The organism is Streptomyces sp. TLI_053 (assembly GCF_900105395.1).
GTDB lineage: Bacteria > Actinomycetota > Actinomycetes > Streptomycetales > Streptomycetaceae > Kitasatospora.
On record NZ_LT629775.1, the window covers coordinates 4,740,900 to 4,752,830 of the forward strand.

Consider the following 11,931-nt stretch of genomic DNA (forward strand, 5'->3'; position numbering starts at 1 on the left):
GGAACACCGCATGCCCGTGCGCGCCGCGTGGCTCCCGCCCACCGGGCAGACCCGCACCGACACCCGACTCGCCCCCGTCGGCACTATGACCCCCACCGGACCGACCACCACCGCCCCCGGAGTGATCCCCGGCGGCACCCCCCTCTCGTTCACTTCGACGGCCCCCATGCAGGCGCAGCTCGGCGCCGGCCGGGCCATCGTGCAGGGCACCGCCCTGCAGGGCGCTTACCCCGTGACGCTCACCCTGCCCGAGACGCTGACCTTCGCGCCCGGCCACACGCAGTACGACCGCGTCGACCTGGTCGTGCTGCACGTCTACGACGGGCTCTACGACCAGAGCGGCAAGGCTCTGGCCGCGGTCGAGATCCTCAAGGGCACCCCGGCCGCCGACCCGAAGCCCGCACCGCTTCCCGCGTGCTCGCTCCCGCTGTGGGCGGTGCGGGTGCCCGTCGCCGCGTCCGCCGGCACCGGCGGAATCCCCTGGAACACCGCCGTCACCGACCTGCGCGTCTACACCGTCGCCGCCGGCGGCATCCGCCCCGACGCCAGCAGCGAACCGGGCGCCTACGCCGGACAACTGCGCGACACCGGTACACGGGTCGAGCGGTGGTCCGGCGCCGCATGGGTGCCGTACCCTGCCGCGCTCGGCGGCATCGTGCCCAACACCGGTCCCTCGATCGGTAGTTACGTCGGGCAGTGGCGCGACGGTGCCAACGGGCTGGACCGCTGGGACGGTGCACAGTGGGCGCCGCTGGGCCGGTGGGTGCCGTACACCCCGTTCTGGTCCGGGCTGGACGTCCACGGCGACGTTACGGCCGGCGGCCGGTACTGCCAGATCGGCCGGCACGTCGACGTCGTCGCGTGGTTGAAGTGGGGCCCCGGCAGCTCGCTCGGCTTCGGGAACATCCGGGTGTCGCTCCCGGTAGCGTCCGCCGACGTCGGAGCGCCCCACGGATGGCAGGGCACCGGCCGCCACGTCGACGCGGAAACCTACTGGCGCGAACTGCTCCCGGTCGTGGACGCCGGCGACGGCGGGGCGCAGGTTCTTGCGACCGCCTCCGACGGGTCGTGGATGAACCCCGGACAGCTCGGCTACCGGTGGAACCAGGACGGCGCCTCGATGCGCGTGCAGCTCAGCTACGAGACCGCCTAGGGCCGCCGGCCCCGGGCCCCGAGGGGGTGGTCGGGCTGCGGCCGATCGCTACCCCCTACACCCCGTACCGCGTACTGATCTGCGACCTGCGCAGCGACCAGCTGCTCGACGTCCTGCCGCTGTGGGGCGTCAGCTTCGACGAGTTCCTCGGGAAGACCGGCAGTCTCCGAGCAACGGTGCACCTGGTCACCGCCGAGCTCGCCGCCCGCGCCCGCGCCGCGCTCGTCCCCGGGCGCACCGCGCTGTGGGTCGAGCGGGCCGGCGCGATCTGGTGGGGCGGCATCCTCTGGACCACCAGCCTTGCCAGCGACGAGCACGGCGAGCTCTCCCTCGCCCTGCAGGCCGCCACATGGGACAGCTACCTGACCCACCGCATCCTGTTCGACTCCCACCAGGCTGAGCAGGTCGATCAGTTCGACATCGTGCGCAACCTCATCTCGTACGCGGCGGCGCAGCCCGGGGGCGACATTGGGATCGAGTTCGACACCGAGCTGTCGGGGGTGCGCCGCGACCGCTTCTACAGCCGGTACGACCAGCCCTACATCCGCGACCTGATCGAGCAACTCTCACGCGTAGAGCGGGGGTTCGAGTGGCGGATCGCCTCGACCCGCGACCCCGATACCGGCCGCCGGATCAAGCAGCTCCAGCTCGGACACCCGGTGATCCGAGCCGGCGCGAACGAGGTGGTGCTCACCCGCCCGGGCCCGATCCTCTCGTACACGTGGCCCGTCGACTCCACCACGAAGGCGAACGCGTGGCAGGCCCGGGGCGCCACCGTGAACCGCAACCAGACGGCCGAGTCGCACCCGTTGCTGTCCCCGGTCGTCACCAGCTCCGCGGACATCGCGGCGGGATGGCCGAGGCTCGACGGGTCCGCCGATTACAGCACGGTCGAGCAGCAGGAGACGCTCGACGCGCACGCGCGCGCGGACGCCGCCGCCCACCTTGCCCCGCAGACCGTGCCCTCGATCACCGTGCGGCTCGACGCACAGATCAGCCCTGCCCTGCTCGGCGCGACCGCCCGCGTCAAGATCACCGATCTGTGGTGGTCCGAAGGCATGACCGCCCGCCACCGCATCATCGGAATCTCCGTGACGCCACCGGAGCGCGGCCGCCCCGAGTCCGCCCAACTCCTTCTGGAGGCATAGACCTTGGCCGCGATCCCGCAGGATCTCCTCGACCGCATCCGCACCCTCGAACGCCAGGTGCGCGAGCTCTCCGGCCGCGCGCAGACCCGGCCCGCACTCGACAAGATCCAACACGGCCCCGTCGTCATCGGCGAAGGCGGCACGCTCACCGTGCAGGACGCCGACGGAACCCCGATGGTCTACATCGGCGACCTCGACATGCCCCGGCCGAACGGCACCCCGCAGTACGGCGTACTGATCAGCCGCGAAGACGGCACCCTCGCGCTCGCCATGTTCTCCGGCGGAACGCAGCCCCAGGGCCTCGACATCTACGACAACCGCGGCAACACCATCTTCACCGAGGACCGGGTGAACGGCGGGCTCGCCGTGCCCTACCTGCACACGCCGTTCTACCCCGACGGGGACCTCGACCGATACCCGCGCACGCAATCCGACCACCCCTACACGCTGTGGACCGGCCCGCACGTCCGCTACCACCCGATGCTCACCGTGGCCGCCTACGCCGCGGCCGACGTCGGCACCACCGGCGCCGCGCAGGTCTACGTCGACGGCCAACCCTGGGGCCAGCAGCACGACCTCAACGGCGACTGGATCTACGTCACCGACGGCCCGAAGCTCTGCCCCGGCAAGTACGGCGACATCACCCGCGTGGAGATCCGGGCATGGCGCACCGGCGGCACCGGCAACGTCTACGCATGCGCCGCCGGCGCCATCGGCACGCAGACCCGCTAGCCCAACTCACCTTCGCCACAAGACCGTTCTCCCCGCGGCCCGCCGGCCCCGGGGCTTTTCCATGTCTGGAGACACCCCTATGTCGTGGTACCCCGCCGCCGAGCGAATCGAGCTGCAGCCCGAGAGCGACCAGCAGCCGGCCATCAACCCCACGCAGTTCATCGCCCACTCGATCGCGGCCGAGTGGGGGCCGCGCCGGATCTTCGAGTTCTGGCGCGACGACTCGAACCTCGAATCGCACTTCGGGCTCGGCTACGGCGGCGAGCTCGGCCAGTTCATCGGCACCGGCACCCGCGCGGACGCGAACGCGGCCGCCAACCGCCGGCCGGACGGGACGGGCGCCGTCTCGATCGAGACGGAGAGCAACAGCCAGCACAGCGACCCGTGGACCGAGCAGCAAATCGAGCAGCTCGTCGCGCTCGGCGTCTGGCTCCACCACGAGCACGGCATCCCGCTCCGGATCTGCCGCACCCCGGACGACCCCGGCTACGGCTACCACCGGCTCCACCGGTCGTGGTCCACCTCCGGCACGGCTTGCCCCGGCGACTCCAGGGTCGCGCAGTTCCACGACATCGTGTTCCCGCGCATCGTCGCCCGGGCGACCGGCACCGAACCGGACCCGGCCCCGCCGCAGCCGGCCCCCGACCCGCATCCGGCCGGGCCCGCCCGCTACCGGGCGACCATCGGCGGACTGGAGTACGGGTTCGGTGCGCACGGCCCACACGTTCGGCAGGTCGGCGAGGCACTCGTCTCCGCCGGCTACGGCCGGCACTACGCCGTCGGACCGGATGAGGACTGGCGGGACGCCGACACCCTGAACTACTCCGAGTGGCAGCAGTCGCTCGGCTACTCGGGAAGCGACGCGGACGGTGTCCCGGGCGAGCAGTCGCTGCGGCGCCTGCTCGGCGGCGCGCTGCCCGGCGAGCAGACGGTCGTCGACCTCGACCAGGTGGCCGCCGCCGCCCGCCGTGACCCCGGCCTCCCGCAGGGCGGCACCACCTACCCGGATGCCGTCCGGCCGGTCGAGGCCGCGCTCGCCGCCGAGGGCCTGCTCGACCCGCAGTGGGTCGGCGACGGCTCGTTCGGCGTCCGCACCGTCTCGGCCTACGCCCGGTGGCAGCAGCAGCTCGGCTACTCCGGCAACGGCGCCGACGGCGTTCCCGGCCGTGCCTCCCTCTCCGCGCTCGGCGCCCGGCACGGCTTCACCGTCCGCTGACCTCACCTGCCCGGCGCCGACCGGCCCCGGGCACCCCCAACAACAGGAGGCACCCGCCCATGACCGACGCCACCCGGCGCACCATCCGCACCGGCCTGCAGGCCCTGCTCGGCCTGCTCGCCGCGCTGCCCCTGCTCGTCTCCACCACCGGCATCCCCTCGACCCTGCCCGGCATCGCCGTCGCACTCACCGTGGCCGGAGCCGTCACCCGCGTGATGGCGCTGCCCGTCGTCGAGCAGCTGCTGCCCGTGTGGCTGCGCACCCCGCCGAAGGGGGACGACACCAAGTGATCACCGCTGCCGGCGCCAACCGACTCGACGACGTCCTGCTGTGGGCCGGCGCGCTGGTCACCCTCTCAACCGTGCTCGGACTCATCTGGCGCGCCACCCGCGGAACCCGCCACCTGGCGCAGCGCGTCGAGGACTTCGTCGACGACTGGACCGGCGTCCCCTCCCGCCCCGGAGTACCCGGCCGGCCCGGCGTCATGGCCCGACTCGACAAGATCGAGCACAAGCTCGCCGCCGTCGAGCACGAGCTGCACCCCAACTCCGGTAGCTCGCTCCGCGACGCCGTCGACCGCGTCGACCAGCGCACCGCCCACCTCGACCGCCCGTAGACAGCACAGCGCCCCCTGCACCGGCCACGGCCGGTACAGGGGGCGCTTTCGTCGTTGGGCGCAGAGATTAGAGAGTGCCGAAGTCGCCAGCACGGACGGCGGCGACAAAGGACTGCCAGGCAGAGGGCGAGAAGGTCAGCACTGGCCCCTCGGGGTCTTTCGAGTCGCGCACCTGGCCCCGGACCACGTCGTTGACCTCGATGCAGTCACCACCGCTGCCGTTGCTGTAACTACTCTTCCGCCACTCGTCGGACTGCATCGTTGAACTCCTTCAGTACCGCGCTGATCATTGCCTCGGAGTCTCGCGGCGAGAGCGCCTGAGCCCTAAGCAGATCGTAGAGTGCACGGCGGTGTCGCACCTCGTCCGGATCTTCGAAGAGGTAGCCCGACCGGCTGCCCTCCTCGTACGCCACAACTTCCCCATCGGGGAGACTGAGCAAGGTGAGCGAGCCACCCATCTCAGAGTGCTCGCCGGAGGAGTACGACAGTATCTGAATCCTCACATGCGGCAGCCGGCTGACTTCGAGCAGTCGCTGCAGTTGGACGACCATCACCTCGGGACCACCGATGCATCTATGCAACGCGCCCTCGTCAAGGATGAACCAGTAGCGGCACTCTGGGCTCTTGGAGTGCAGACGTTCCTGCCGACGCATTCGCGTGTCAAGCCACTCGGCAATCTCCTGTGGTGTGGCGTAGGGCTCGCCCGCATGCAGCACGGCGCTTGCGACGTCAGCCGTCTGCAGCAGGCCCGGAATGGTGACCGTGTACTGCTCGTGCTCCAGAGCGGTCTCGGCGAGTTCCATGAAATGACGGTACTGGTCGGGCACGTCATCCCTGCGCGCGAGACCGAACAGGCGCAGGAAGTGCCCGTCCGTAAGGAAAGCGGCGTCCAGAAGTTCTGAGAGCCCCTCCGGCGGCTTGGACTGGCCACGCTCGATCCGTGACAGGTAGCCCTTGGAGAACTTGACGATCTTCGCCAGAGTCCCGAGCGACATGTCATCCGCCAGCAAGCGATACCGCCGAATCTCGGAACCGTAGAAGTCACGTGCGGAACGATCCGGCTGCAAGTCGTTCGGCTGGAAGACCATCGCGTGCGCCTCCTCATGTTGCCAATGCAGCACGCAACATGCCGCAGCTTCCCAGCGTACCGCCGACGCGTCACGCTGGAAGCACAGTCAGTGAGAAGCACGGAGCGCCACAGCAGCCACGGAGCAACGATTATGACGGATGATCAGATCATTCCCTCTGGCGGGACGCCACACGCACCGCTGGTGGACGAGCGGACGATGCCGCCGTGCACCTGCCGTGAGTGCAGCACCGGAACGCCCGCCGCGGACCCCGTCGTGATCGCGCCCCGTTTCGTGAACGGCGACCCGCACAAGACCACGCAGAAGCCGCTCGCGAACCCCTTCGACGCGCCGACCGGCGCCCTCGTCTACGACGTGCTGACCGGCCGCATGGGGGTGGTCATGGCGCGGGTTGGTCGCACGGTCCACCTGCGGCCGGAGGGCGGCGGGTGCGAGTGGGAGACGGACAGCCGGTTCATCGACCGCCTACCCGTGCGCACGACGGCGGACTCGCACCGTCCGCTCGTCGACGCGGTGCGGCACCCCGGCACCGAGAGCCCGCGCACGCTCGACCGCTCCAACCTCCCGCCCCCCGCTTCCGCCGCGTGATGATGCGGGCCGTCACGCAGTGAATACACCGGCACCGATCCCTCAGGTCGGCGCCGGCACCGTCCGGCCCGGGCAGCCTCCCCGGCGCCCAGACCTGCGGCCGGACACCGCACTCGTCGCTGCCCGACGTCTGCGGCCGCCGCCCGTTCCCCCCGGCGGGCGGCAGATCTCCAGCGCGCGCCTCGCGGAGGTGGCGCAGCGCTGGAACGCGCTCCGGAGTTTCGTCATGGGCCCTCCGTCGAGCGCGCCGTCCCTGCCGGCCACCGTCGGGAATCACCGGCCGGCAGGGACACCGCCTCCCCGATCACCCGCCCCGTTCGTCGCGTGACAGGCCACCTGCGGGGCGGGACCAACCACCGGCCGCCTGCGCGACCGGTTGGGTGCACCATCCCCTCGCCCTGGTGACATGACAGTGGACGGCATGGACGACCGGGGCGAGGGGCCTCCCTTTCACCTACACACACCAGGACCACCCCTATGGCCCTACTCCCCCTTTTCAGCCAGCCGAAGCCACGCCCACCGGGCAGCGAGCCGACGGCCGCCCAGCGCGAAGAGCTGATCAATCGCTATAAGGGCGGCGAAACCTTGGACGCGCTGAGCAAGGAGATCGGCCGGTCGGACGCCTGGCTGCGCATACGGCTTTCGCGGTGGGGCGTTCACATCCGGAACCGATCCGAGGCGCAGTTGCTGCGTCACCAGCGCAAGGAGGGGGCTGGCGCCGCCCGGACCGTGACGGCGCCCACCGGCACCCACCGAGGCGCGTCCACGTCGTAACCCCTCTCCCTCCCCACGAGCTCCCGCTCACTGAGCGGGCCGCCCTGCATCCACTGCAGGGCCATCCCTTCGGTTCGCCACAGCGAACCCTGACACCGAATAGGAGACGAGCAATGGGCGCTGTTCCCGTCCCCGGCTACAACCCGCCGTCGCTCCCGGGCCTGCACTGGGAGAAGTCGAGCAGGTCGAACAAGCAGCAGTTGGACGACTCGATCGGCCTGGCCGTGACCGCAGACGGCGGGATCGCCATCGGCATCACGACCGACCCGGCGCAGGTCCCGCTCATCGCGACCCGAACGAAGCTGCAGGCGTTCGTCGAGGGCGCCAAGGCCGGCGAGTTCGACCACCTGATCTCCGCCTGATCCACCCATCTCCCATGGGTTCCCGCGGCGGCGCGCAGCCGCGGGAACCCCTCCCCCAGAGCGCGCACGTCTGGAGCTTGCATGTCCGTTCTGCGTCAGCTCGGAGCCACCACCGACGAGTTCACCGACGGGTGGCCCGACATCCCCACCGTCCACGACGCCAACCGGGCCTACCTCGCCACGCTGTTCGACCACAGCGACGCGCGACGCATCGTGACCGACCCGGCGGTGCGCCCGATCGAGCTCGGCATGGTGCGCCAGGGCGCCCCGACCCCGACGCAGCCGGACGCCGACCATCCCACCGAGACACTCGTGTTGAACGGTCTGCACCTCACGTGGCCGCCGCTGAACGCCGCCGCACGGCAGCTCGCCGCCGAGCTCGGCCACCCCGTCACCGCCAACGTGTACCGCACCCCGCCCAACTCTGCTGGCTACGGACCGCACTGGGATACCCATCACGTCCTGCTCGCACAGGTCGAGGGCGAGAAGGCATGGCGGCTTCACCCGCCCGTCGTCGACGATCCCCTCGACCGCCACCGCTGGACCGCCGTCGGCTTCACCCCGGAGCAGTTCGATCGCGTCCATCAGGATGCCGAGACGATCACCTTGTCGGCCGGCCAAGTGCTCTACATCCCCCGCGGGTGGGTGCACTTCGGTGCCACCGGCGCCGAGCACTCCCTGCACATCACCTTCGGCGTACAACTGCTGACCCGGCATTGGGTCCTGCAGCACCTGCTCGACCAGGCCGCCGAGTCCGCCCCGCTCCGCGCCGCCCTGCCCCCCGCGCTGAGCGAGCACCCCATCGAGGCCATCGTCGACGACGCCCGGAAGCAACTCGCCGCGTTCCTCGCCGACCTCGACCCCGCCAAAGCCGGTGATCCGATCTCCACGCAGCAGCAGCTCGCCGTACTGGGGGTCCGACGCTGACCGGCTCGCCCTCGTCTGTCACCCATGGCCGTCACCGCCGCAAGTGCCACCGGTGCAACGCCAGTTCGCCCCGGTTCTACGACCACGAGACCCGCGAAAACTGGTGCACGGACTGCCTGACTCACACCCTGCTCGCAGGCCGCTGCTTCTGGTGCAAGGTCGCCCCGCCGGACATCCGCGACTTGGACACGGGCAACGGTTGGTGCGTCGGTTGCGCGAAGGACACCGTGTTCAAGGGTGACCCGATCGAGTACTACGACGAGCTCACCCCGGAAGCCGCCGAGTACACCCGCACCCTGCAGGGGCGCGGCTTCCGCCGTCGGGACCATCCCGTCGCCGACGACGACTGACCACCACCGCACCATCCCTAGACTCCCGGCACCCCGCCGGGTGCCCCGAGCCCCGAAGGTCTCCAGCCGGCCGGGGTCCGGGGCCCGCTTCCCTCACGAGAGGACAGCACCATGGAGCGTATCGAGTCCCTGGCCAACGAGTTCGAGTTCGCGACGGCGTTCTGCCGCGACCCGAAGATCGGCAACTGCCCGCAGGTCGCGATCAACGTCGCGGGCACCGTCGCGGTCCGCGACTCCGCCCGCCCGGACCAGGTCGCCACGTTCACCGTCGAGGACTGGCGCGGCCTCGTCGCCCAGCAGGCCGAGAGCATGGGTCTGCTCGCCTAGTCTGGTGGCATGGACCACTGCCCGCAGTGCGGCGACACGACGACGCCCGAGCCTGAATCCGGGGTGGCGTTCTGTTTCCGCTGCGGCGGGTGGGTGACGGTCCCGACATCTCCTACCTGCCCCGGGCTCAAGAGGGACAGGCTATGGAGCACTCGGCAGCCCTATCGGCCGAGAGAGTACTAGCGCACGGCCCCGCCCGACCTCGTCGGGCGGGGCTTCTCAGTCTCCGGCCGGCGGCGCGACGACTCGCGATCCACGACCCCATTCCGTTTCGATGAGTCCGCGGTCCCGCAACGCCGCCACTGCACGACGGGCCGTCTCGCGCGCCACACCGAACCGTGCGCACAACTCGTGCTCCGACGGAATGCGCTCGCCCGGCGCGTACTTCCCTGCCCGGATTTCCTCGGTCAGCTCGGCGACGATCCGCATATACGGGGCGGTCGGCTTGTACGGGGCATCCGGACTCTCAGGCATGCGCCGAGCGTAGACAACACCTCATCCGCCATCCACTCAGACAAGCAAGACGACCTAGACAAGTTAGACGGGCTCCTACTACCGTCGAAACACAAGAAAGACCCCCGAACGGCTGGCACCGCCGGGGGTCCGGCCCTAGCTTCGTGGAGCTAAGACATGCACCAGATTATCGGCTGGCTGCTCAGCCGCGTTCGAACGCTGCTCGCCCCCGGCCCCGGCCGCCGTGCGCGTCGCCCTCAGCACCTCACCGCCCTACGCGAAACCGCCCTCGCGTTGATCACCCCGCCGCCGGCACCCAGCCCGGTACGCCCGCCGATCAACGGCCTGTCCTGCGGGCCGTGGGCCCACCGCCCGCGCCCCTACGAGCCGCAGGCCGCTTCGGTCCGCCCCTATGTCAGCTGGGACGCCTGGCTCGCCGAGCTCGACGCCATGGAGATGGAGGTTCAGCACGAAGTCGCACAGCAGGCCCGCCGCCGGGCCGCCGCCGCTGCTGCTTCCGCCGGCCATCCTGACCCCGGCTACACCTACACAGGCGCGCACCACTTCGCCGGAGCACAGGCATGACCACACCCACCGCCGTGGGCACGTGCTGCTGCTGCGGCGCGACCGACGTTCCCGTAACCGTCGTCGGGTCCGTCGAGGTCGCGAGCGGCCCTGGGCGCCCAATCACCGCCTGCACCACGTGCGCCCCCGCTGTCCGGCGACTCATGGACACCCCCGCCCGCTAGAACGCCAAGAGGCCCCCTCCCGCGCCTGGGAGGGGGCCTCTTGCCTGTCCGGCCAAGACCCGCCCAGCTACCTGCCGCACGCTTCTGCAGTTGGGCGGCGAGTACTACAGCGGCGTGGTTCCAAGTTGAGGGGCTTCCGCGTGCTCAAGCCACCGGCGTCTGACCTAGTGAATCGACAGGGTCGGCGGACCATGACGGTGGTGACGACGGGCAGCAGCCGCTGCCCCCTCGAAGAGCCTGCGCGCTTCCCAACGCGGCAGATACAGCTGAACCGAATCGGGAACGTCCGACCCTCGCGAGATCAATACCTCATCGTCCCTGAGGCGAATCTCGACCATGATCTCTTGATCATCCCGTCGCTCGCACCGCTCCCGCCACCAGGCTCGACCGAAGGCGACGAACAAGGCGACGCCGACAGCAGCAGCTATCGCTACCGCGATGGCCTGAGACATTTGATCACCAACCCGTAGCAAGGAGTGCGGCAGCCGTGCCACATCCAACCGTAACCACGAAAACGATCAGAACCTCGGCGATTTGGCCGCCCGAGGCAGGCGCCTCCGCATCAGCAGTGACACGACCAGCGTAAATGAATGCGCCGACCAGCATGAGGACCCATGCGCCCCGCTCAGTCCAAACACTAAGGGATTCGTGCTTCGGCCGCACGACGGTTCCATGCAGTTCGAGTGTGCCCGCAACCATGATCACCACACCAGTGATCACCAGTTCCGCCCCGCCGAAGACATGGTTGAACGGTACAGATTTTCCCTGGGCAGATCCGATGATGATTGGGCCAATCGCCGCAACAAACGACAGCGCCGCTACCCCTAGGACCCAGGTTAAGAACTTGTTTGTTCCTGACTGAACACTCACCGTCGCACTGCGACGGGACGCATGTGCGCCGCGTGGCATCTCCTCTCCCCCTCTCAATCAGCTGGCGAGCTGGGGAATTTTGGGTTCTCCTCCAGATTAGGCCGCAGCGCCCTTCATCGACAGTGCGGGCGGAACGCACACAGGAGCTCCTCCCGATCGGGAGGAGCTCCTGTGTGCGTTCCGCCTCGCCTGCCAGCGCCCTAGGTGCATTTACGCAGGTCAGGCAGCGAGTGCGATAGAACCGTTGTTCCACATCAGGGTGGCCACCCGGTCGTCCGCCGTGACGCCGAGCTCGTCCCGCAGGGCCCAGGCCAGCCGGGCGGCCCGCGCCCCGACCTCCGCGTAGGTCCGGACCACCGGTCCGGTGCCGTCCCAGGTGGTGACGGTCGAGCGGGCGTGGACGGTCGACCCGTGCTCAAGGATTCGGGCGACGGTGAGCGGAACGTCCTGCATCGTGCTGAACACGGGTCCTCCTCGACCTGGGCGGCACTGCGGCGGCGCTGCCCCCGGCCCGGCCGGAGTCCGGCTACTGGGCGGTAATACGGGGCAGGTGAGCCCGATTGTGCCGCGCCTCACCC

Annotated in this window: 17 protein-coding genes and 1 pseudogene; 13 read left to right on the forward strand and 5 right to left on the reverse strand. The window is 70.1% G+C overall.

What is annotated here, in order from left to right; all coding sequences use genetic code 11:
* Positions 1-10: 10 nt before the first annotated feature.
* The 6 genes from BLU95_RS19050 (at position 11) to BLU95_RS19075 (ending at position 4,865) form a co-directional block, all read left to right on the forward strand.
* Positions 11-1,153: a hypothetical protein gene (locus BLU95_RS19050; protein ID WP_093861093.1), complete on the forward strand. Its 1,143-nt coding sequence runs from the start codon at positions 11-13 to the stop codon at positions 1,151-1,153.
* 26 nt (positions 1,154-1,179) lie between these two features.
* Positions 1,180-2,301: a hypothetical protein gene (locus tag BLU95_RS19055; RefSeq protein ID WP_093861094.1), complete on the forward strand. Its 1,122-nt coding sequence runs from the start codon at positions 1,180-1,182 to the stop codon at positions 2,299-2,301.
* A 3-nt stretch (positions 2,302-2,304) separates the two neighbouring features.
* Positions 2,305-3,033 carry a hypothetical protein gene (locus tag BLU95_RS19060; RefSeq protein ID WP_093861095.1) on the forward strand — a complete coding sequence of 243 codons (729 nt, stop codon included), beginning with the start codon at positions 2,305-2,307 and terminating at the stop codon, positions 3,031-3,033.
* 79 nt (positions 3,034-3,112) lie between these two features.
* On the forward strand, positions 3,113-4,249 hold the full coding sequence (locus BLU95_RS44165) for a peptidoglycan-binding protein (protein WP_093861096.1): 1,137 nt from the start codon (positions 3,113-3,115) through the stop codon (positions 4,247-4,249).
* 59 nt (positions 4,250-4,308) lie between these two features.
* On the forward strand, positions 4,309-4,539 hold the full coding sequence (locus tag BLU95_RS19070; protein ID WP_093861097.1) for a hypothetical protein: 231 nt from the start codon (positions 4,309-4,311) through the stop codon (positions 4,537-4,539).
* Positions 4,536-4,865, forward strand: a complete 330-nt coding sequence (locus tag BLU95_RS19075; protein WP_093861098.1) for a hypothetical protein — start codon at positions 4,536-4,538, stop codon at positions 4,863-4,865. Before BLU95_RS19070 ends, BLU95_RS19075 begins: the two co-directional genes overlap by 4 nt.
* 67 nt (positions 4,866-4,932) lie before the next feature.
* Here the strand turns inward: BLU95_RS19075 and BLU95_RS19080 are convergent, their stop codons facing one another.
* Complete coding sequence (locus BLU95_RS19080) at positions 4,933-5,124, reverse strand: DUF397 domain-containing protein (protein WP_093861099.1); 192 nt, start codon at positions 5,122-5,124, stop codon at positions 4,933-4,935.
* Positions 5,096-5,953, reverse strand: a complete 858-nt coding sequence (locus BLU95_RS19085; RefSeq protein WP_093861100.1) for a helix-turn-helix domain-containing protein — start codon at positions 5,951-5,953, stop codon at positions 5,096-5,098. Before BLU95_RS19085 ends, BLU95_RS19080 begins: the two co-directional genes overlap by 29 nt.
* A gap of 255 nt (positions 5,954-6,208) precedes the next feature.
* Between BLU95_RS19085 and BLU95_RS19090 the strand changes: the two genes are divergently transcribed.
* The 5 genes from BLU95_RS19090 (at position 6,209) to BLU95_RS19110 (ending at position 9,281) form a co-directional block, all read left to right on the forward strand.
* Positions 6,209-6,541 carry a hypothetical protein gene (locus tag BLU95_RS19090; RefSeq protein WP_159424942.1) on the forward strand — a complete coding sequence of 111 codons (333 nt, stop codon included), beginning with the start codon at positions 6,209-6,211 and terminating at the stop codon, positions 6,539-6,541.
* Positions 6,542-7,428: 887 nt separating this feature from the next.
* Positions 7,429-7,677 (forward strand): DUF397 domain-containing protein, encoded by a 249-nt coding sequence (locus BLU95_RS19100; RefSeq protein ID WP_093861103.1) that lies wholly within the window; start codon positions 7,429-7,431, stop codon positions 7,675-7,677.
* An 81-nt stretch (positions 7,678-7,758) separates the two neighbouring features.
* On the forward strand, positions 7,759-8,604 hold the full coding sequence (locus tag BLU95_RS19105; protein WP_093861104.1) for a JmjC domain-containing protein: 846 nt from the start codon (positions 7,759-7,761) through the stop codon (positions 8,602-8,604).
* A 227-nt stretch (positions 8,605-8,831) separates the two neighbouring features.
* Complete coding sequence (locus BLU95_RS45140; RefSeq protein WP_286158638.1) at positions 8,832-8,954, forward strand: hypothetical protein; 123 nt, start codon at positions 8,832-8,834, stop codon at positions 8,952-8,954.
* Between the two features lie 111 nt (positions 8,955-9,065).
* Positions 9,066-9,281 carry a DUF397 domain-containing protein gene (locus tag BLU95_RS19110; protein WP_093861105.1) on the forward strand — a complete coding sequence of 72 codons (216 nt, stop codon included), beginning with the start codon at positions 9,066-9,068 and terminating at the stop codon, positions 9,279-9,281.
* A 219-nt stretch (positions 9,282-9,500) separates the two neighbouring features.
* Here BLU95_RS19110 and BLU95_RS19115 read toward each other — a convergent pair whose 3' ends face one another.
* A complete protein-coding gene (locus BLU95_RS19115) occupies positions 9,501-9,755 on the reverse strand; it encodes a GntR family transcriptional regulator (protein WP_231978640.1) in 255 nt (84 codons plus the stop codon).
* 156 nt (positions 9,756-9,911) lie between these two features.
* Here BLU95_RS19115 and BLU95_RS19120 point away from each other — a divergent pair, with 156 nt between their 5' ends.
* Both BLU95_RS19120 and BLU95_RS42350 read left to right on the forward strand, forming a co-directional pair.
* A complete protein-coding gene (locus tag BLU95_RS19120) occupies positions 9,912-10,319 on the forward strand; it encodes a hypothetical protein (protein WP_093861107.1) in 408 nt (135 codons plus the stop codon).
* A gap of 355 nt (positions 10,320-10,674) precedes the next feature.
* The gene (locus BLU95_RS42350) at positions 10,675-10,953 is read left to right on the forward strand and encodes a hypothetical protein (protein ID WP_159424943.1); all 279 of its coding nucleotides are present in this window, start codon (positions 10,675-10,677) and stop codon (positions 10,951-10,953) included.
* Here the strand turns inward: BLU95_RS42350 and BLU95_RS42355 are convergent.
* Positions 10,940-11,392, reverse strand: coding sequence for a hypothetical protein (locus BLU95_RS42355; protein WP_159424944.1), 453 nt, complete (start codon positions 11,390-11,392; stop codon positions 10,940-10,942). The two genes, BLU95_RS42350 and BLU95_RS42355, sit on opposite strands and share 14 nt — an antisense overlap.
* 204 nt (positions 11,393-11,596) lie before the next feature.
* Positions 11,597-11,818 (reverse strand): annotated as a pseudogene (locus tag BLU95_RS19125) (fatty acid--CoA ligase); the annotation flags it as partial.
* Between the last annotated feature and the right edge of the window lie 113 nt (positions 11,819-11,931).

Coding starts and splice junctions, on each gene's coding strand:
- BLU95_RS19085 (WP_093861100.1), bottom strand. CDS start 5,953: ATGGTCTTCCAGCCGAACGACTTGCAGCCGGATCGTTCCGCACGTGAC.
- BLU95_RS19070 (WP_093861097.1), top strand. CDS start 4,309: ATGACCGACGCCACCCGGCGCACCATCCGCACCGGCCTGCAGGCCCTG.
- BLU95_RS42355 (WP_159424944.1), bottom strand. CDS start 11,392: ATGCCACGCGGCGCACATGCGTCCCGTCGCAGTGCGACGGTGAGTGTT.
- BLU95_RS19115 (WP_231978640.1), bottom strand. CDS start 9,755: ATGCCTGAGAGTCCGGATGCCCCGTACAAGCCGACCGCCCCGTATATG.
- BLU95_RS42350 (WP_159424943.1), top strand. CDS start 10,675: ATGACGGTGGTGACGACGGGCAGCAGCCGCTGCCCCCTCGAAGAGCCT.
- BLU95_RS19050 (WP_093861093.1), top strand. CDS start 11: ATGCCCGTGCGCGCCGCGTGGCTCCCGCCCACCGGGCAGACCCGCACC.
- BLU95_RS19080 (WP_093861099.1), bottom strand. CDS start 5,124: ATGCAGTCCGACGAGTGGCGGAAGAGTAGTTACAGCAACGGCAGCGGT.
- BLU95_RS44165 (WP_093861096.1), top strand. CDS start 3,113: ATGTCGTGGTACCCCGCCGCCGAGCGAATCGAGCTGCAGCCCGAGAGC.
- BLU95_RS19110 (WP_093861105.1), top strand. CDS start 9,066: ATGGAGCGTATCGAGTCCCTGGCCAACGAGTTCGAGTTCGCGACGGCG.
- BLU95_RS19120 (WP_093861107.1), top strand. CDS start 9,912: ATGCACCAGATTATCGGCTGGCTGCTCAGCCGCGTTCGAACGCTGCTC.
- BLU95_RS19100 (WP_093861103.1), top strand. CDS start 7,429: ATGGGCGCTGTTCCCGTCCCCGGCTACAACCCGCCGTCGCTCCCGGGC.
- BLU95_RS19105 (WP_093861104.1), top strand. CDS start 7,759: ATGTCCGTTCTGCGTCAGCTCGGAGCCACCACCGACGAGTTCACCGAC.